The sequence below is a fragment of the Enterobacter cloacae complex sp. ECL352 genome (assembly GCF_020149545.1).
Taxonomy (GTDB): domain Bacteria; phylum Pseudomonadota; class Gammaproteobacteria; order Enterobacterales; family Enterobacteriaceae; genus Enterobacter; species Enterobacter asburiae_B.
Window position 1 is genome coordinate 4,618,051 of the sequence record NZ_CP083709.1, and the last position, 22,648, is coordinate 4,640,698.

Sequence of the window (22,648 nt, forward strand, 5' to 3'; positions counted from 1 at the left end):
AGAAGCGCAGTGTTGCGCAAAGTAAGACTGAAAATAATGGGTGTTTTTTCCCAGGGATAGCTACATCCGTCTGGTGGACATATCCACAGGAATCCGTACACCTGCAAGGAGAAGAATATGAGTAACATGAAAGTTGTTGATGTCATCATTCGCAAAACGGCGGAGAAAACGAAATTAACCGGCGAAGGAAATCTGTCGGTCTCTATTTCATCGCCGAGCGTGATTGAAATCCAGGGCTCTGCTCAGGATGTGGCGCGTTATGTCCGCCAGGGTAAAGATCTCCTCATTTATATGAAAGATGGCAGCGTTATTCGCTGCAATAACTATTTTGTCGAAGATCCAGAAACGCATAATCAGTCAGAGCTGGTGTTCAACGACCGTCAGGAACTGACGCATATTTCTTTTGCCGATGCCGGGGAAGCGTCAGGCGTTGCGGTGACCGAGTTAACCGCGCAGGCCACACCGATTAGCAGCATTCAACCTTTCCTCGAGCAGGAAAGTGTTTTAAGCGACGCGCCGTGGGGCTGGATTGCGGGGGCTGCGTTAGGCGGCGGTGCCATCGGGGCACTGCTGGCAAACGGCGGTGACGGCGAAACTAAAACAAAAGTCATTGATAATACAAAAGACGTTGAAAGCGCGACGCCGACCTTCTTGCTGTCGGATAAAGCGGGTGACAAGCAGGGCGTGCTGAGCGCAAACGAGATCACGGACGACAGCAACCCAACCTTTAGCGGCACCGGTCAGCCGGGCGCGACCATCCAGATCAAAGACAGCAGCGGCAGCACCATTGCCAGCGCCATGGTCGGTAAAGACGGCACCTGGACGGTAATATTACCGACCCAGACGGACGGGGAACACACCTGGTCCGTCGTGCAGATCGACGGCAGTAAAACCACCTCTGCGGGCAGTATCACCGTGACGGTCTCTACCGCCGACGCCGCCATTACGCTGGCCACCACGGCGGGCGATAACGTGCTGAACGCCAGCGAGCAATCCGCGGGCTTTACGCTTTCCGGTGCCAGCAAAAACCTGGCGCAGGGTACCGCACTCACCGTGACGCTGAACGGCAAAACCTACGCGGCTGAAGTCGGGGCAGACGGCGCGTGGAGTGTTAACGTGCCTGCGGCGGACGCGCAGGCGCTGGGCGACGGTACCTGGACGGTCAACGTGAGCGGTAAAGACGCGGCGGGTAACACCGTCAGCGGAAGCCAGACGATTGGGGTGGATACCACCGCGCCAACCCTCTCTGTCGATACCCTCGCGCAGGACAACATCATTAATGCGGCTGAGCACAGCCAGCCGCTGACCCTGACCGGTAAAACGAATGCGGAAGTCGGTCAGATCGTCACGGTCACGCTGAACGGTAAAAACTATAACGCCACGGTGGGCAGCGACGGCACCTGGTCCGTCACGCTTGATGTGAACGACGTGCAGGCGCTGAGTGAGGGTAATCACACCCTGACGGTTAACGTTAGCGACAAAGCGGGCAACGGCTCGTCCGTGACGGCAGATTTCACGGTGGATACCGCCGCGCCGATCGTCACCATCCATACCGTGGCGGGCGACGATATCCTCAATATCAGCGAGCAGGGCCAGGCGCACATTATTTCCGGCCTGGCGAGCGGTGCCGCCGCGGGCGATGTGGTCACCGTGACGCTTGGCGGCCAGACCTTCACCGGCGTGGTGCTGGCGGACGGCAGCTGGAGCGTGGGCGTTCCGGCGTCCGTGCTGGGCGCGCTGGGTGAAGGCAACCACACGCTTTCGGTTTCCGTCACTGACGCGGCAGGCAACACCGGCAGCGCCACGCACGGCATTACGCTGAGCGGACACCCGCCGGAATTTACGATTGACGCCATCAGCCAGGATAACGTCCTGAATGCCCAGGAGGCGATGCAGCCGCTGAGCCTGACCGGCACCAGCAACCTGCCGGACGGCTCCACCGTCACCGTGACGCTGAACAACGTCAGCTATCAGGCCACCGTCGAAAACGGTATCTGGGCTGTCCAGGTGCCGGTTTCCGACGTCCTGAATCTGGCGAACACGCTTTATACCGTCAGCGTCAGCGGGACCGACAGCGTGGGTAACAGCGGTTCTGCCGAAGCGAATCTGCTGGTGGATACCGTTCTTCCGCAGGTCATTATCAATACGTTTGCGGGCGACAACCTGGTCAATAACGCCGAAGCGGGCGTCGATCAAACCCTCAGCGGTCGCGTTACCGGCGCGGCGGCGGGCGATACCGTCTCCATCACCGCAGGCGGCAAGAGCTACACCGCAACGGTTGGCAGCGACCTGACCTGGAGCGTGAAAATCCCGTCAGCGGATCTTCAGGCGTTCGGCGACGGGGATTTGACCTTCACCGCGTCCGTCACCAACGGGCACGGCAATACCGGCACCGGCGAGCGTGATATCAACATCAACGCGGAGCTGCCGGGTCTGCGCGTGAACACCATTTCCGGCGATGACGTGATCAACGCCATCGAACAGCAGCAGGATCTGAGCGTCACCGGCTCCAGCACTCATCTGGCCGCGGGCACGCAGATTGTCGTCACCATCAACAATGTGGAGTACGTCACCGCAGTTAACGCCAGCGGCAGCTGGCAGATCGGCGTTCCGGCGGCGGACCTGCAGGCCTGGACGGCGGGCGGCATGACGGTTAGCGTCAGCGCGGTAGATGCCTGGGGCAATCCCGTTGCGGCTGAACACCCAATTGAACTCGATCTGAACGCCGTGGCGGTCACCATTGATACCGTCTCCGGCGATGACCTGCTGAATGCGGCAGAAAAAGGCAGTGATTTAACCCTTTCCGGCCAGACGCAGGGCGTGGAGGCGGGGCAGACCGTGGTGGTGAAATTCGCCGACCAGACCTTCACCGCGCTGGTGCAGCAGGATGGCTCCTGGAGCCTGACCGTACCCGCCAGCGCCATGGAAACCCTGATCGACGGGCGCGCGCAGGTGAGCGTCAGCGTCACTAACGTCAGCGGCAACAGCGCCGACGCCGCGCGTGTGGTCACGGTGGATACGCAGCCACCGGCGATTACGCTCGATAACCTGACCGCCGACAACATCATCAATGCCGCTGAAGCGCAGCAGGATTTACTGTTAAGCGGCAGCAGCAGTGCGGAACCGGGCCAGACGGTCACCGTGACGCTGAACGGCAAAACGTATCAGACCACGGTCCAGACGGACGGTACCTGGCAGCTGAGCGTCCCTGCGGCAGATGTGGGTGCCCTGACGGACGGCATTGTGACCGTGACGGCCACCGTCAGCGACGTGGCGGGCAACGCCAGCAGCGCCGAGCGCGTGGGTCTGGTGGACGCCACCGTACCGCAGGTGACCATTAACGACTTTGTCACCGACACCAACACCGTTAACCAGCTCGCCCATTCACAGGCGCAGATCCTGAGCGGCTCCGTCACCGGTGCGGCCGCGGGCGACCTGGTCACCATCACCATTAACAGCGTCGATTACACCACCGTGGTGGATGCGGCGGGGAACTGGAGCCTTGGCCTGCCGGCGTCCGTCGTGCAGGGACTGACTGACGGCACCTGGACCATCGACGTCTCCGTGACCGACAGGTCCGGCAACACCGGAAGCAGTTCGCTGGATGTGGTGGTGAATACCGTGACGCCTGTCCTCGCTATCAACACGCTGGCGGCGGACGACGTGATCAACGCGACCGAGAAGGGCGAAGATCTGCTGCTCTCCGGCACCAGCAACCAGCCGGAAGGCACGACCATTACGGTGACCCTGAACGGGATTCAGTACACCGCCACCGCTGACGCCAGCGGAAACTGGAGCGTGACCGTACCGGCCTCGGCCGTAAGCGCGCTGGGAGAAGCCCATTACACCGTGACGGCGAGCGTCACGGATAGCGCAGGCAATAGCGCCTCAACCTCGCATGATGTGCTGGTGGACAGCTCGCTGCCGGTAGTAACGATCGACACCCTGGCGGGCGACAATATCGTTAACGCAGCGGAAGTGGCGGCAGGGCAAACCCTGACCGGTAAGGTGACGAACGCATCTTCAGGTGACACTGTCACTATTATCCTTGGCGGCCAGACGTACACGGCTACCGTGCAGGACGATCTGACCTGGAGCCTGCCGTTAAGCGAGAGCCAGTTAACCGCGCTCGGCAACGGCGACCTCACCGTATCCGCCAGCGTGACCAACGCGCACGGCAATACCGGCTCTTCTTCTCACGACTTCACCATCGACGCCCAGCTCCCGGGACTGCGTATTGATACCGTGGCGGGTGACGACGTAATTAACGTGATTGAACACGCTCAGAACCTGATTGTGTCCGGTACCAGCACCGATCTGGCGGCGGGCAGCACCGTGACCGTGACCATCAACGGCAAAACCTATTCGGCAACGGTACTGGCGGACGGCACCTGGCAGGCGGCGGTACCGGCGGCCGATGTCTCCCAGTGGGCGGACGGTTCGCTGGATATCAAGGCAAGCGCGCAGGATGCTTCCGGCAACCCGGTGACTATCGGCACCGTCGTGGACGTCGATCTCGCGCCTGTCGCCATCACCATCAGCAGCGTGACCGACGATAACGTGCTCAACGCGGCGGAAAAAGGCCAGGACCTGCTGCTTTCCGGCACGACTTCCAACGTGGAAGCGGGTCAGACCGTAACCATCACCTTTGCGGGTAAAACCTATACCACGACGGTGGATGCTAACGGCGACTGGACCTGGACCGTTCCGGCAGCCGATTTGAGCGGCCTGAAAGACGGTGACGCCAGCGTGCAGGTAACCGTCACCAGCGTGAACGGCAACGCGGCGTCTTCGGCGCAGGAATTCAGCGTCGACACTACCGCGCCGACGGTGACCATCAACACCATCAGCCATGACAATATGCTGAACGCGGCAGAGGCGGCGCAGGATCTGACCCTGAGCGGCACCTCTACTGCCGAAGCAGGCCAGACGGTCACCGTGACCTTCAACGGCAATCAGTACACCGCGCAGGTGCAGGCGGACGGCAGCTGGACGCTCGACGTTCCGGCGGCGGATATGGCAGGCATCGCCGACGGCAGCGCGGCGGTGACGGCGATCGTGTCCGACAAAGCAGGCAACCCCGCCAGCGCGGGCTCCGCGGTGCTGGTCGACACCACTGTACCGCAGATTTCGTTCAACATCGTCGCGGGCGACGACGTAGTGAATATTGCCGAGCACGGCCAGGCGCTGATTGTCTCCGGTAAGGTCACGGGCGCGCAGGCGGGTGACGTGATTACCGTGACCCTGAACGGCAAAGACTACACCGCCATGCTGGACGCGTCAGGCAGCTGGAGCGTGGGCGTTCCGGCTGCGGACGTGGGCGCGCTGATTAACGGCGAACAGACCATCTCCGCGACACTTACCGATAAAGCCGGTAACAGCACCACCGCGACGCACGAGTTTGACGTTTCCCTGACCGCGCCGGTGGTTGCCATCAATACCCTGGCGGCTGACGACGTGATCAACGCGACCGAGAAAGGCCAGGATCTGCTGGTGTCCGGCACCAGCAACCAGCCGGACGGAACCACCATTACGGTGACCCTGAACGGTATCAGCTATACGGCCACCACCGACGCCAGCGGGAACTGGAGCATCACCGTTCCGGCGGCAAACGTCTCCGCGCTGGGCGAAGCAAGCTACGTCGTGACGGCGAGCGTAACCGACGCGGCGGGCAACAGCGCAAGCACCGGCCACAGCGTGCTGGTTGACAGCGCGCTGCCGCAGGTCACCATCAACCCTGTCGCCACGGACGATGTCATTAACGCAGCGGAAGTGGCTGCCGGGCAGACCCTGAGCGGCAAAGTGAGCGGCGCGGCGAGCGGTGACACTGTCACGATTTCAATCGGCGGCAATACCTGGACCGCGATGGTTCAGGACGATCTGAGCTGGTCGGTCAACGTGCCGTCCACGGTCTTAACCGCCATCGGGAACGGCGATCTGACCGTGTCAGCCAGCGTCACCAACGGCCACGGCAACAGCGGAACCGGCGAGCGCGAAATCGTTATTGACGCTAACCTGCCTGGCCTGCGGGTCGGCACCGTGGCGGGCGACGATGTCATCAACAGCATTGAGCACGCTCAGAACCTGATTATCACCGGCTCCAGCGAAGGCCTGGCAACGGGCGCGGCGTTAACGGTGACCGTCAACGGCAAAACCTACGCCGCAACCGTGCTTGCAGACGGCACCTGGACGGCGGCCATTCCGGCAGCTGACGTCAGCGCGCTGAATGCGGGCACGATTGCCGTGACCGTGGAAGGCCAGAGCGCGGCGGGCAATCCGGTTTCCATCAGCCACGACGTGAAGGTGGATCTGGCGGCAGTCGCCATCAGCATTGACCCGATTGCCTCGGACGACGTAATCAACGCGGCCGAGAAAGGCGCGGACCTGGTGCTGTCCGGCTCGACCTCCAACGTGGAAGAAAACCAGACCGTCACCATTACCTTCGGCGGCAAGTCGTACACCGCGACGGTCGATGCCAGCGGCAACTGGACGGCGACCGTACCGTCCGCCGATTTGGGCAGCCTGAAAGACGGCGATGCCAGCGTGCAGGTGAGCGTCACCAACGTGAACGGCAACAGCGCGTCGGCGGGCCGCGAGTACAGCGTGGACGCCACCGCGCCGACGGTATCTATCGAGATCGTCAGCGACAACAACATCATCAACGCCGCCGAAGCGCAGCAGGATCTGGTCGTTAACGGCGTAACCAACGCCGAAGCGGGCCAGACCGTCACCGTGACGCTGAACGGCGTGGACTACACCACCACCGTGCAGGCAAACGGCAGCTGGAGCGTGACCGTGCCGTCCGCGGATCTGAGCGGCATTACCGACGGCAACTACACCATCAGCGCCGCCGTGTCTGATAAGGCGGGCAACCCGGCCTCAGCGGATCGCGACGTGCTGGTCGATACCACCGTCCCGCAGCTGACCATCCACACCGTTTCCGACGACGACGTGATCAACAGCGCCGAGCATGCGCAGGCACTGATTGTCACGGGTTCCGTGACCGGTGCGGCGGCCGGTGATGTGGTCACCGTCACGCTCAACGGCAAATCGTACACCGCCACCCTGGATGCCTCAGGCAACTGGAGCGTGGGCGTGCCTGCGGCAGACGTAACCGCCCTGGCCGCCGGGGATTACACCATCACCGCGGCGCTGACCGATAAAGCGGGCAACAGCAACAGCGCCACGCACGGCGTGGAGGTGAATCTGACCGCCCCGGTGCTGACCATTGACACCGTTTCCGGTGACGATGCGATCAACAACGCCGAGAAAACGCAGGATCTGACGATCTCCGGTACGGCTTCCGGCCTGGCAGCAGGCGCGGTGGTGACCGTGATGCTGAACGGCAAAGCGTACAGCGCGCAGGTGGACAATAACGGAAAATGGACGACTACCGTTCCGGCGAACGAGGTCGGTCAGCTGGGCGAGGCGCTTTATACCGTCACCGCCTCAGCGACGGACAGCGTCGGCAACAATACCAGCACGTCGCACACCGTGAACGTGGAATCCGTTCTGCCGGGCGTGATCGTCAACACCATTGCGGGTGACGACGTCATTAACGCGGCGGAGCTGGCAGCCGGCCAGACCATCAGCGGTAAGGTGGTGAATGCCGAAGCGGGCAACACCGTGACCGTGACCATTGGCGGTAACAGCTACACCGCAACGGTGCAGAGCGATCTCACCTGGTCCGTGAACGTGCCGTCCGACGTGCTGACCGCGCTGGGTAACGGCGATTTGACGGTGTCAGCCAGCGTCACGAACGGCGTGGGCAATAGCGGAACGGGCGAGCGCGAAATCGTGATAGACGCTAACCTGCCGGGCCTGCGCGTGGATACCGTGGCGGGTGACGACGTGATCAACAGCATCGAACGTACTCAAAACCTGATTATCACCGGCACCAGCGACGGGCTGGCGGCGGGCGCGGCTCTGACCGTGACCGTCAACGGCAAAACCTATCCGGCGACCGTGCTGGCGGACGGCACCTGGAGCGCGGCGATCCCGGCCGCGGACGTCGGCGCACTGAGTGCAGGCACGGTTACCGTGACCGTTGCGGGCCAGAGCAGCGCCGGTAACCCGGTCTCCATCAGCCACGATGTGACGGTGGATCTGGCGAGCGTTGCCATCAGCATTGACGCCATCGCCACCGATGACGTGATTAACGCGGCCGAGAAGGGCGCGGATCTGGTGCTCTCGGGGGCAACCTCGAACGTTGAGGAAAACCAGACCGTCACCATCACCTTCGGCGGCAAGAGCTACACCGCGACCGTCGGCGCCGACGGCAAATGGACCGCCACGGTGCCAGCGGCCGATCTGGCGGGTCTGAAAGACGGCGACGCCAGCGTGCAGGTGAGCGTCACCAACGTTAACGGCAACAGCGCCTCGGCGGGACGCGAGTACAGCGTGGATGCAACCGCGCCGTCCGTGACCATTAATACCCTGGCGACCGACGATATTCTGAACGCCGCAGAAGCGAAGAGCGATCTGACCGTATCCGGCACCACCACCGCCGAAGCGGGCCAGACGGTCACCGTATCGCTGAACGGCAAAGACTACACTACAACCGTCAGCGCAGACGGCAGCTGGACGCTGAACGTCCCGGCGGCCGATCTGGCTGGATTAACCGACGGCAGCGTCACCGTCACCGCATCGGTCAGCGACAAAGCGGGTAACCCGGCGTCGGTCGATCACAACCTGGCGGTAGATATCACCGCGCCTGCGGTGACCATTAATACCGTGGCGGGCGACGATGTCATTAACCTCGCAGAACACGGCCAGGCGCAAATCATCAGCGGCACCGCCACCGGCGCGGCGGCGGGCGATAAGGTCACCGTCACCATTGGCGGCCAGACCTACACCACCGTGCTGGACGCGGCGGGGAACTGGAGCGTGGGCGTGCCGGCGAATGTGATTTCCGGCCTCAGCGACGGCACCGTGACTGTGACTGCATCAGTCACCGACGCGGCGGGCAACACCGGTACCGGCAGCCATAACGTGACCGTTGATACCGGCCTGCCATCGGTGGCCTTCAACGCCATCAGCGATGACAACGTCCTGAACGCGGTAGAAAAAGGTCAGGATCTGAGCGTCAGCGGCACCAGCGCCAACCTGGCGGAAGGCACCGTGGTGACCGTGACTCTCAACGGCAAAAACTACGCGGCGACGACCGCGGCAGATGGCACCTGGAGCCTGACGGTTCCGGCAGCGGATCTGGCCGGTCTCGGCCAGGCCAACTATACCCTGAACGCGACCGCCACCAACGGCGTGGGCAACAGCGTGAGCAACACCGCGAACCTGCTGGTGGACACCGCGCTGCCGACCGTCACCATCAATACCGTGGCGGGCGATAACGTCATCAACGCGGCGGAAGTGGCGGCAGGCCAGACCCTGAGCGGCACCGTGGCGAACGCCGAAGCGGGCAATACCGTCACCGTCACCCTTGGCGGCAATAGCTACACCGCAACGGTGCAAAGCGATCTGACCTGGTCCGTGAACGTGCCGTCCGACGTGCTGACCGCGCTGGGCAACGGCAGCCTGAGCGTAACGGCGACCGTCACCAACGGCCACGGCAACACCGGCACCGGCGAGCGCGAGATCGCTATCGACGCTAACCTGCCGGGCCTGCGCGTCGACACCGTCGCAGGTGATGACGTGATCAACACCATCGAGCACGCGCAGAACCTGATCGTCACCGGCTCCAGCGACGGGCTGGCGGCAGGCGCGGCGCTGACCGTCACCGTCAACGGTAAAACCTATGCGGCGACGGTGCTGGCGGACGGCACCTGGAGCGCAGCGATCCCGTCCACCGACGTGAGCGCGTGGCCGGAAGGCACCGTCAAAATCAGCGTGACCGGCGACAGCTCTGCGGGCAACCCGATTACCATCAGCCACGACGTGACGGTGGATCTGGCGACCGTTGCCATCAGCATCAACGCCATCGCCACCGACGACGTGATTAACGCGGCGGAGAAGGGCGCGGATCTGGTGCTGTCCGGTGCGACCACCAACGTGGAAGCCGGGCAGACCGTGACCATCAGCCTGAACGGCAAAATCTACACAACTATCGTGGACGACAGCGGTAACTGGACCTACACCGTGCCGTCTGCGGATCTGGCACACCTTAAGGATGGCGACGCCAGCGTGCAGGTGAGCGTCACCAACGTCAACGGCAACAGCGCCTCGGCGGGCCGCGAGTACAGCGTCGATGCGACCGCGCCGTCCGTGACCATTCATGCCCTTGCGGCTGACGATATTCTGAACGCCGCAGAAGCGCAGTCCGATCTGACCGTGTCCGGCACTACCACCGCCGAAGCGGGCCAGACCGTGACCGTGACGCTGAACGGCAAAGACTACACCACAACCGCAGGCGCGGACGGCAGCTGGACGCTGAGCGTTCCGGCGGCGGATCTGGCATCGCTCGGCGACGGCAGCGTCACCGTGACGGCGAGCGTCAGCGACAAGGCGGGCAACCCGGCGTCGGCGGATCGCAATCTGACGGTGGACGTGACCGTGCCTGCGGTAACCATCAACACCGTAGCGGGCGACGACGTGATTAACATCGTTGAGCACGCTCAGGCGCACATCATCAGCGGCACCGCCACCGGCGCGGCAGCGGGCGATAAGGTCACCGTCACGATTGACGGCCAGACCTACACCACCGTGCTGGACGCGGCGGGTAACTGGAGCGTGGGCGTCCCGGCCAGCGTGATTTCCGGCCTCAGCGACGGCACCGTAACCGTCACGGCGTCAGTCACCGACGCGGCGGGCAACACCGGCACCGGCACGCATAACGTGACCGTTGATACCGGCCTGCCGTCCGTAGCGTTCAACGCCATCAGCGGCGACAACGTGCTGAACGCGGTGGAGAAAGGTCAGGATCTGAGCGTCAGCGGCACCAGCGCTAACCTGGCGGAAGGCACCGTGGTGACCGTGACCCTGAACGGCAAAAACTACGCGGCCACGACGGCGGCAGACGGCACCTGGAGCCTGACCGTTCCGGCGGCGGATCTGGCGGGTCTGGGCGAAGCCAACTACACGCTGAGCGCGACTGCGACCAACGGCGTGGGCAACAGCGTCAGCAATACGGCGAACCTGCTGGTCGATACCGCGCTGCCGACCGTCACCATCAACACCGTAGCGGGCGATAACGTCATCAACGCGGCGGAAGTGGCCGCGGGCCAGACCATCAGCGGTAAGGTAGCGAACGCGGAAGCGGGCAACACGGTAACCGTGACTATCGGCGGCAACAGCTACACCGCAACGGTTCAGAGCGATCTCACCTGGTCCGTGAACGTGCCGGAATCCGTCCTGACGGCGCTGGGCAACGGTGATTTGACCGTGTCAGCATCCGTCACCAACGGCCACGGCAACACGGGAGCGGGCGAGCGCGAAATCGTGATAGACGCCAGCCTGCCGGGTCTGCGCATTGATACCGTGGCGGGCGACGATGTGATCAACAGCATCGAGCACGGGCAGAACCTGATCGTTACCGGCTCCAGCGACGGGCTGGCGGCAGGCACCACGCTCACCGTGACCGTCAACGGTAAAACCTATGCGGCCTCCGTGCTGGCAGACGGCACCTGGAGCGCGGCGATCCCGGCGGCGGACGTCGGAGCCCTTGCAGCAGGCACGGTCACCGTGACCGCCTCAGGCCAGAGCGCGGCGGGCAACCCGGTGACCATCAGCCATGACGTGACCGTCGATCTGTCAGCAGTGGCTATCAGCATCGATGCGATTGCCACCGACGACGTGATTAACGCGGCGGAGAAAGGCGCGGATCTGGTGCTGTCCGGCAGCACCTCGAACGTGGAGGAAAACCAGACCGTTACCGTCATCTTCGGCGGCAAGACGTACACCGCGAAAGTCGATGCCGACGGTAACTGGACGGCCACCGTGCCGTCTGCGGATCTCGCGGGCCTTAAAGACGGCTACGCCAGCGTGCAGGTGAGCGTCACCAACGCGCACGGCAACAGCGCCTCGGCGGGCCGCGAGTACAGCGTGGACGCCACCGCGCCAACCGTGAGCATCGATACGGTCGCAGGCGATAACGTGATTAACGCCAGCGAAGCGGCTGCGGGCGTGGCCATTTCCGGCACCACCACGGCGGAAGTCGGTCAGACTGTCACCGTGACGCTGGGCGGTAAGAGCTATACCGCGCAGGTGCAGCAGGGCGGTATCTGGAGCGTGAACGTGCCGGGCACCGACCTGTCTGCTCTGGCGGATAACGGCTACACCGTGCAGGTCAGCGTGAGCGACGCCGCGGGTAACCCGGGCAGCGCGGGCAAAGCGATTACGCTTGATACCACGCCGCCGACCGTCAGCTTTAACGTCGTCGCGGGCGATGACGTCATCAACAGCGTGGAGCACGGGCAGGCGCAGATCGTCAGCGGCACCGCAACCGGCGCGAGCGTCGGCGATAAGCTGGTCATCACTATCGGTTCGAACCAGTACACCACCACCGTTGACGCCAGCGGTAACTGGAGCGTGGGCGTGCCGGCCAGCGTGATTTCCGCGCTGAACGACGGCACCGTGACCCTCAGCGCGACGATTACCGACAGCGCGGGCAACAGCAGCACCCAAACCCACGATGTGGTGGTGAACACCGCCTCCGTGGCGCTGACCATCAACACCGTTAGCGGCGATGACGTCATCAACGCGGCTGAAGCCGGTTCGTCCCTGGTGATTAACGGCTCCAGCGCCCAGTTCGCCAGCGGTACGCAGGTTACCGTGACGCTGAACGGCAAGAGCTATACGGCCACCGTCCAGAGCGACGGCAGCTGGACGACCACCGTTCCGGCCGCCGACGTGGGCGCGCTGGCCGATGGCGCGAGCTATCAGGTGTCCGTGTCGGCGCAGGACAGCGCGGGCAACAGCGCGTCGGCGACGCACGGCATCAGCGTGGATACTACTGCGCCGGTTGTGAGCATTGCGACGCTGTCGGGTGACGACATGCTGAACGCGCTTGAAGCGCAGCAGCCGCTGACCGTGCGCGGCTCTTCCAGCGCGGAGGCGGGTCAGACCGTCACCGTGACGCTGGGCGGCAAATCCTACACTGCAACCGTGGCAAACGACGGCACCTGGTCGCTCGACGTGCCGGCGGCAGACCTGGCCGCCCTGAGCCAGGGCGCGCTGACGGTGACCGCCTCGGTCAACGATAAAGCGGGTAATAACGGCCAGACCACGCACACCTTAACGGTAGACACCGTCGCGCCAACCGTGACCATCAGCACCGTGGCCGATGACGATATCGTCAACAACGCGGAGCAGCTGGCGGGTCAGACCATCAGCGGCACCACCACGGCGGAACAGGGCCAGACGGTGACCGTCTCCTTCAACGGGCACAGCTATCAGGCGACCGTCGGGGCGGACGGATCCTGGTCGGTCTTCGTGCCGGGCCGTGATTTCCTCGGCCTGAGCGACGGGGATTACACCATTACGGCTACGGTGAGCGATAAGGCGGGTAACCCGGGCAGCGCAACGCACGACGTGACGCTGAACGGCGATGTCCCAACCATCACCATTAACACCTTTGCGCAGGACGATATCGTCAACGCCGCCGAGCACGGCACGCCGCTGGTTGTCAGCGGCACCACCGACGCCCCGGCGGGCCAGACGGTGACCATTACGCTGAACGGCAAAACCTACACGGCGACCGTCCAGAATGACGGCACCTGGAGCTATACGGTCGGCAGCGCAGACGTGACCTCGCTGGCGGACGGCGGTTCGTACGTGATTAACGCGCAGGTCAGCAACGCCATCGGCAACAGCGGCAGCGATAACCACACCGTTACCGTTGATCTCACCGCGCCGTCGATGGGCATCAGCATTGACTCGCTGCAAAACGACACCGGCCTCAGCGCGAGTGATTTCATCACCAACGACGCTCAGGTGGTGGTCAACGGCTCGCTGACCGCGCAGCTCGGCAATAACGAGAAGGCGCAGATCAGCCTCGACGGCGGCACCACCTGGATTGACCTGACCGTGACCGGCACCACCTGGCGCTACACCGATGTCCGCACCCTGACGGACGGTTCGTATCAGTACCAGGTGCGCGTTATCGACAACGCGGGCAACGTGGGGGCGACGGACAGCCAGGACGTGGTGATCGATCAGACGAAGCCTGCGGCGACGACCATTACCGTGGATTCCATCACCCAGGATACGGGTCTGTCCGGCAGCGACTTTATCACCAGCGACAGCCAGATCAGCCTGAAAGGGACGCTCGGCGCGGCGCTGGGCAGCGGCGACCACGCGCAGATCAGCCTCGACGGCGGCGTTACCTGGATAGACGTCAGCGTCAGCGGCCTGAGCTGGACCTATGTTGATGGCCGCACGCTGGCCGACGGGGATTATAACTACCAGCTGCGCGTGATTGACGACGGGGGCAATATCAGCGCCACCGCCAGCCAGGTGGTGACCATTGATACGGTTGCGCCGGACGCCAGCAAAACCATCGCCATCGACAGCATCAGCGACGATACCGGCCTGAGCAGCAGCGACTTTATCACCAACGATACGTCCCTGACGCTGCACGGCTCGCTCGGCGCGACGCTGGCCGACGGCGAATATGCCCAGATCAGCATCGACGGCGGCGTCACCTGGCAGAACGTGATTGTCACCGGCAACAGCTGGTACTACCTCGATAGCCGCACGCTGGGTAATCAGACCTATGACTACTACGTTCGCGTGGTGGATGCGGCGGGCAACGTGGGGGCCAGCGCCCATCAGCAGGTGACCGTCGATACGGTCGCCCCGGATGCGGCGATTACGGTAACCGTGGATAACATTACCGTGGATACCGGCTTCGACAATAACGACTTCCTGACCAGTTCGACCTCGTACACGCTGCACGGAACGCTCGGCGCAGAGCTGGGCGCGGGTGAATTCGTGCAGGTGAGCATGGACGGCGGCACGACATGGGTGTACGCCACCGTCAGCGGTACGCAGTGGAGCTACAGCGACACCCGTACCCTGACCGACGGCAGCCATAACTACCAGGTGCGGGTCGTCGACCAGGCGGGGAATGTCGGGGCAACCACCTCGCAGGCGGTGACGGTGGATACGCAGGCGCCGCAGTACGGCATCACCATCGACAGCATCAGCGAAGATACCGGCCAGTCCGGGAGTGATTTCATCACCATGGACACCACGCTGACCATCAACGGTTCGCTGGGCAGCGCGCTGGCAAACGACGAGCGCGTACAGATCAGTCTGGACGGCGGGAACACCTGGTCAGACGCCACGGTCACCAACCAGCGCTGGAGCTACACCGATACCCGCGATCTGGCTGACGGGGACTACACCTACCAGGTGCGGATTATCGACCAGGCGGGCAACGTCGGCTCCACCGCCTCTCAGGTGGTGACGGTAGACACCACGCCGCCAACCACGGTGGGAACCGTAGTGAGCTATACCGACGGCGAAGGCGAGCGTCAGGGCACCTTTGGCAGTGCGGTGGCAACGGACGATAACTCGCCGCTGATCAACGGTACGCTTAACCGCGCTCCGGACGACGGTGAAATTGTGCAGCTCTATCGTGACGGGGTCCTGCTTGGCCAGGTGACCATGAACGGCAGCGCAAGCTGGTCCTTCCAGGACAACGGCCTCAGCGACGGCAACCACACCTACATTGTGCGCGTCACCGACAGGGCCGGTAACTACACGGAATCGGACGGCTTTGTGCTGAACGTCGATACCAGCATCCCGACCACCACGGCGGCGATCACCGCGCAGACCACGTCGGACACCACGCCGATTGTCAGCGGTACCGTCTCCGCTGACCTGGTGAACGGTGAATACCTGGTGGTTACGGTGAACGGAAAAACCTACACCTCCCAGACCGGCGGCGCGGTGGTGGTCGATCCGGACCACAACACCTGGTATCTGCAGATCCCGGACGGCGATGCGCTGAGCGTGTCGAGCTACAGCGTGACGGCGCAGGTGAAGAGCAGCGCGGGTAACGGTAATACCACCGGTACGGCGACCGGCAGCCTGGTGATTGATACCACCTCGGTGAATACCGACTGGGCAACCACGGCAGGGAACAGCAACAACTCCACCATGACCCTCGGCATGAACAGCAGCGGTCTGTGGAACATCATTGCTAACGGCCAGTCCTACTCCAGCAGCGATAGCTCGACCTATGCCGGGAATACGCTGACCAACACCCGTAGCTACTACGTGGTGAGCCAGACCGCCGCCGACTTTGACCGTAACGGCACACAGGATATCTTCGCGACGGAGACTACCTACTCGGGCTCTACGCAGGTGATGTGGACCTACGATGGCAGCACCTATAACGCCAGCCAGCTGGCGATGGGCACCACCATCTGGTACGGCGGCGTGATTGCGTACGATAAAACCGGCGATGGCTATCTGGATCTGGCGTACGGCGATGCCGGCATGGACTCACTGACCTACCTGGTGAACAACAACGGCGTTCTGTCGCCGGACGGCACCGGTGGCGAAGGCGGTTTCTACGGTCAGTTCGATTCCGGGCGTGAAATCTCCGGCGTCGACCTGAACAACGACGGCACGGTGGATATCGTTCAGCACACCAACCGCAGCGGCGCGTACTCGTTAACCGTGATCAACAACAACGGTAACGGCACGCTCTCTATCGGTCAGAACCTGACCAACGTGTTTGTGGCAAACGCCTCGAATACCACCACGGCGGCGTCTATGACGTGGGCGGACTTCAACGGCGATGGCTACATGGATCTGTACCTGGGCAGCAGCTACAACAACAACGGCGGGGTGATTTACTACAACAACGGCGCAGGGCAGCTCTCTGCCACCAAGAGCGCGGTGGAAGCCTCTAACGCCACGGCGGGGTATCTGTCGGTGGCGGTGGACTGGAACGGTGACGGGCAGATGGACATCATCAAGCTCAGCACCTACGGCGGCTCGCAGACGGCGACCCTGTTCACCAACAACGGCTACGGTTCCACCTGGACCTCAAGCCAGCTGGCGTCCGGTATTGCCTACGCGACCGGCGTGGCGGCGGTGGATTACAACTGGGACGGCGCGCAGGATCTGCTGGTCTCTCAGCAGAACGGCAAGGTGGTGCTGGTGCAAAACAGCAAAACCATTGCTGACGGCACCGCGATGCACCTGCACATTGTCGACAGCGAGGGCATCAACGCCTACTACGGCAACACGGTTAATCTGTACAACGCCGCGGGCGTGCTGGTGGCCTCGCAGATCATCAACGCCCAGTCAGGTATCGGGTCGAACGATACCTCTGCGCTGGTGAGCTTCTACGGTCTGGATCCGAATGAAACCTATTCGGCCGAGATCCTGAAGATCACCAACGGCGTGTCGGATAACGTCACCTGGAGCGGTCTGGAGGCGGGCAACGGCAAAGAGGGCTACGTCCTGACGGCCGAAGCCGCCACCGGCGGACACAGCGGGACCATCACCGGGACCGGGTATAACGACACCTTTATCGCAGAGAACGGCTCCTATACCTACAACGGCTCCGGCGGCTGGAATACCCATTCCGACTACGACACCTGGAGCAACACCGGCGGGATGGACGTGGTGGATTACCGCAATGCGACCTCCGGCGTGACCGTTGATTTGCGCCTTTCTACAGCGCAGGACACCGGGTTCGGAACGTCACGACTGCTCAACATTGAGGGGATCAACGGCTCGAACTTCGACGACGTCATTACCGGCAACAGCGGTGATAACCAGTTCGAAGGCCGCGGTGGGAACGACACCTTCAACATCGGCAGCGGCGGTCACGATACGTTGCTCTACAAGCTGATCAACGCCTCGGATGCAACGGGCGGTAATGGCCACGACGTGGTGAACGGCTTTACGGTCGGCACCTGGGAAGGGACCGCGGATACGGATCGCATTGATCTGCGCGATCTGCTCTCCGGCAGCGGCTATACCGGCACGGGCTCGGCGAGCTACGTGAACGGCGTCGCCACCCTGGACAGCAGCGCGGGCAATATCAGCGATTACATCCGCGTGGTGCAGAACGGCAGCAATACCGAGATCCAGGTTGACCTGGACGGTACCGGCGGTCAGTTCTCGCCAACCACGCTGGTGACCCTGAACGGCGTCCAGACGGATCTGGCAACGCTGCTGGCGAACCATCAGCTGTTAATCGCGTAAACCAACGCCGCGGGGAGCGATCCCCGCGGCCTTTTGCGTTTCTTTACATGAATAGCGATAACCCTATATTTCACATGATTATTTTGCGGGCTCGTTTAGAAAGTGTTCGATTTTTAATCATTCCGTAAAGGTATCATTTCAGTGCGAAATTATCGCTCTGGACAGGACGTAGCATTATGAAGACACATCCACAGTACGAACCCTGGCTGCAGGGCATGCTCATCATCGCGAAGCACTACCGGCTGGATTTCTCAGCGGAGCATGTGCGGGTCACGATTAACCATGAAAGCCAGTCTCCGCGCCAGCTGGTGCTGGAGGAGATGGCGCGCCAGCTTGGGCTGGGGATGCGTATGGTGGCGGCTGAAGCGGTATCCCTCGATCCGTGGCGCCTGCCGCTGCTGGCGGAATTCACCGGCGGACAAATCGCGGTCATTAACCGCATGGACAGCGAAGGCAACGTCAGCCTGCAGTTTAGCGGCGACGGCGGCCTGGAGACCACGCTGACGCGTGACGAGCTCGGGGCGCGGTTAAAAGGGCTGATGGTGTTGCGCCCGCTCGAATCCACGCCGGATGCCCGCGTGGACGACTACATCAAACCCTATGAGAAAAACTGGTTCTGGCAGCTGGCGCTGAAGGACTGGCGACGCTACAGCGATATTATGCTGGTGGCGCTGGTCGCCAACGTGCTGGCGCTCTCCGGCATGGTCTTCTCCATGCAGGTGTACGACAGGGTGGTACCGTCGCAGTCGGAAGCCACGCTGTGGGTCCTGTTTGGCGGCGTGATGATCGCCATCGTGTTCGAATTCATCATGCGCATGCTGCGCGTGCATATTTCCGACGTGGTGGGGAAGCGCGCCGACCTGCGCATCTCTGAACGCGTTTTTGCCCACGCGCTGCGGATTAAAAACGGCGCGCGATCCAAATCAACCGGATCCTTTATCGCCCAGATCCGCGAGCTGGAGTCGGTGCGCGAGCTGATCACCTCGACCACCATTGCGGCGATTTCCGATCTGCCGTTCTTCCTGCTGTTCGTCTTTATTCTGTGGATGATTGGCGGGCCGCTGGTGCTGGTGGTCCTGCTCGCCGTGCCGCTGCTGCTCATCCCCGGCCTGCTGGTGCAGCGCCCGCTGGGGAAACTCTCCAGCGAAGGGATGCGTGAATCCGCCATCCGCAACGCCACGCTGGTGGAAGCGGTGCAGGGCATTGAAGACATCAAGCTGATGCGCGCCGAGCAGCGTTTCCAGAACCAGTGGAATAATACCAACGACGTTGCCGCCAGCGTCGGCATGAAGCAGCGCTGGCTGACGGGCCTGCTGCTCACCTGGACTCAGGAAGTGCAGTCCATCGTCTACGCGGTGGTGCTGCTGGTGGGCTGTTACCTGGTCATCAGCGGCGACATGACTACCGGTGCGCTGGTGGGAACCTCGATTCTGGCGTCGCGCACCATCGCGCCGCTGTCGCAGATCTCAGGCGTGCTTTCGCGCTGGCAGTCGGCAAAGGTGGCCCGCAAGGGGCTGGACGACCTGATGCAGCGCCCGATTGACGATCCGCAGCACGGCAAGAAGGTGCACAAAGCCCACCTGCGCGGCGACTATGCGCTTGAGGACGTCGGGTTTTATTACGACGAGGAAGAAAAACTCACCGTGCTCAATATCGGCAAGCTGCAGATCCGCGCCGGAGAGCGCGTGGCGGTGCTCGGGCGCAACGGTTCCGGTAAAAGCACGCTGTTACAGCTGCTGGCGGGCATGCAGGAGCCGCAGCAGGGCAGCATCCTGCTCGACGATATCGCCCTCAATCATCTGGACCCGGCCGACCTGCGTCGCGACATGCAGCTGCTCAGCCAGCAGGCCCGGCTGTTCTTTGGCTCCGTGCGGGACAACATCCTGATGGGGAACCCGTTAGCCACCGACGATGAGATTCATCAGGCGCTGGTTAACAGCGGCGCGCTGGAGTTTGTGCGCAAGCAGAAAATGGGGCTGAACTACATCATCAACGAGGGCGGGGCTGGCCTCTCCGGCGGACAGCGTCAGGCGCTGCTGCTGGCGCGAGCCCTGATTACCTCGCCGACTATCCTGCTGCTGGATGAGCCTACCGCCTGGCTGGACGAAATGAGCGAGAAGCAGTTTATTCAGCATCTTCACAAATGGCTGGGTAAACGCCGGACGCTGGTCGTGGCGACGCATCGCCTGCCGATCCTGGACCTGGTCGACCGCATCATCGTGCTGGAAAACGGTAAGGTGGTGATGGACGGCCCGCGCGATGCGATCCTGCATCAGCACGGCATGGCGCCGCAGAAAGCCGCGCAGCGCACCGTGACCATGAAGCCGGCGGCGGTTGCAGAGGAGGGCGCGGCATGAATGATTTCTCTCGTTTCAATAGCCGACTGAAGGAGCCACGCCTGCCGCGCTCGTCGCTGGTGGCATGGTCCCTGTTCGCCCTGCTGGCGGTGTTTATCGCCTGGGCAAGCCTGTTCCATCTGGATGAAGTGACGACCGGCAGCGGCAAGGTCATACCGTCTTCGCATGAGCAGGTCATCCAGTCCCTGGAAGGCGGCATCATTCACAGCCTGATGGTGCGTGAAGGCGACATCGTGGAACGCGGGCAGCAGCTCGCGCAGCTTGACCGGACAAAAACCGAGTCGAGCGTGCTGGAGAGCGAGTCTCGCCTGAATGCGGCGCTGGCGACCGCTGCGCGCCTGAAGGCTGAGGTGAACGACACGGAGCTCGCGTTTCCGGACGAGCTGGATGACGACGTTGAGCTGGTCAAACAGGAAACGGCGCTCTACCAGTCCCGTCGTGAAAGCCTCGAAAAAGGGCTGGCCGGGTTGCGTCAGGGCGCCGAGCTGGTGCAGCGCGAGCTGTCGTTAACTCGTCCTCTGGTGACCCAGGGGGCGGCCAGCAAGGTTGAGGTGTTACGTCTTGAGCGTCAAAAAAATGAGCTTGAGAATAAAATCACCGAGATGAAAAACCAGTATTACGTTCGCGCCCGTGAAGAGCTGGCAAAAGCCAATGCGGAGATTGAGGCCCAGCGTTCGGTGATGAAAGGGCGTGAGGACTCCCTGACCCGGCTGACCTTCAATGCCCCGGTTCGCGGGATCGTGAAGGATATTGACGTCACGACCGTGGGAGGCGTTATTCCGCCGAACGGCAAGCTGATGAGCCTTGTCCCGCTTGACGATCAGATGGTGGTTGAAGCGAAAATCTCGCCGCGTGATGTGGCGTTTATCCATCCCGGCCAGAAAGCGCTGGTGAAAATTACGGCCTATGACTACTCCATTTACGGCGGGCTGGAAGGGGAAGTGACCATGATTTCGCCGGACACCCTGCAGGATGAGGTGAAAAGGGATGTCTACTACTATCGCGTCTATATCCGTACCGACAGTAACCATCTGACCAATAAGCAGGGTCAGGAATTTCCGGTCTTTCCGGGCATGATTGCCACCGTTGATATTAAAACCGGCAGCAAAACCATTCTGGATTATCTGTTGAAACCTCTGAACAAGGCAAAAGAGGCGCTGCGGGAACGATAGGGGAATGGCGTTCGGAACTCCGAACGCCTGCTGGATTATACGGTTGACGTCACGTTGTGAGCGTGGCGTCGCTCTTTAGGCACAACGTTGATGTAATGCGTAACATACGCAAAATATAAACCGGCATAATTTTCGACAAGGTCGATAAACGCCGGGTATATCGACATCCGACCATCACCACGATCTTTAAGATAACCCGCCTCTTGTGCCGATTTGACAATTCGGTTGACATGGATGCGCGAAACAAAAAATTCCTTTGCGAGCGTGCTGGCTGAATAGTCAATGACCGCACCGTGAGCGGATTTATTTTTCATGGCCTGCAGATAGATATAAAGCATAATCATGCGGCCGCCATCTTTATCAATAAATAACCCCACCTCAGGTAACACCTTTCTGAACGTTAATCCCCGAAAAAGATATTCAGCCGCGCGGCGGAAAAAGTTGTTTCTCAAAATATCATTATCCAGCAGGTTAACATTAATATTAAATGCCGGATAAAGAATGCTGACGGGCAAAAAAGCGCCGGACATATAGCGCTTAAGTTCATTGAGTCCTTTTTCGGTTGGCGCGATTCTCGTTTTGCGTCGGTCATCCGTGCAGCGCCAGGTCCTGATGCGCCCGGTGGTTCTCAGTATCGTAATGATCGCAATCACGCTGTTGGGGCTGGCTATTTTATAGCGAGAGCATAACTCTTTAATCTCTGAAACTGACTCGGCCTGATTTCCAAAAATAAAACAACACATGGAGAGGATAATGTTAAACCGTGATTCCTGCAGCATTGTCTTATAGAACAAAGGTTGTTTTTTGTAGAAGGTGTCATTAATTGTGTAGTGCTCTAATATTGCCTCACCGAATCGCGGATTGTTCTTTATAACATCCCTTCGATGTAGCAAGGCCCTGGATGAGATGTGATTATCCATAGCATTTTTCTCGTATTTGAATGAGCCGATAGATGAAGTGTCCACTCTTCTTTTTCGGAATTTTCATTATACCCTG

The 22,648-nt window shown here is 61.7% G+C and carries 4 protein-coding genes; 3 read left to right on the top strand and 1 reads right to left on the bottom strand.

What is annotated here, in order from left to right; translation table 11 throughout:
* Positions 1–117 precede the first annotated feature (117 nt).
* The 3 genes from LBF07_RS22875 (at position 118) to LBF07_RS22885 (ending at position 21,652) form a co-directional block, all read left to right on the top strand.
* Complete coding sequence (locus LBF07_RS22875) at positions 118–18,123, top strand: Ig-like domain-containing protein (RefSeq protein ID WP_094935260.1); 18,006 nt, start codon at positions 118–120, stop codon at positions 18,121–18,123.
* A 176-nt stretch (positions 18,124–18,299) separates the two neighbouring features.
* Positions 18,300–20,480, top strand: coding sequence for a type I secretion system permease/ATPase (locus LBF07_RS22880; RefSeq protein WP_094935261.1), 2,181 nt, complete (start codon positions 18,300–18,302; stop codon positions 20,478–20,480).
* Positions 20,477–21,652, top strand: coding sequence for an HlyD family type I secretion periplasmic adaptor subunit (locus LBF07_RS22885; RefSeq protein ID WP_048978818.1), 1,176 nt, complete (start codon positions 20,477–20,479; stop codon positions 21,650–21,652). Before LBF07_RS22880 ends, LBF07_RS22885 begins: the two co-directional genes overlap by 4 nt.
* A gap of 35 nt (positions 21,653–21,687) precedes the next feature.
* On the opposite strand, the gene LBF07_RS22890 is transcribed toward LBF07_RS22885, so the two are convergent.
* Positions 21,688–22,572, bottom strand: coding sequence for a MarR family transcriptional regulator (locus LBF07_RS22890; protein WP_206462085.1), 885 nt, complete (start codon positions 22,570–22,572; stop codon positions 21,688–21,690).
* Between the last annotated feature and the right edge of the window lie 76 nt (positions 22,573–22,648).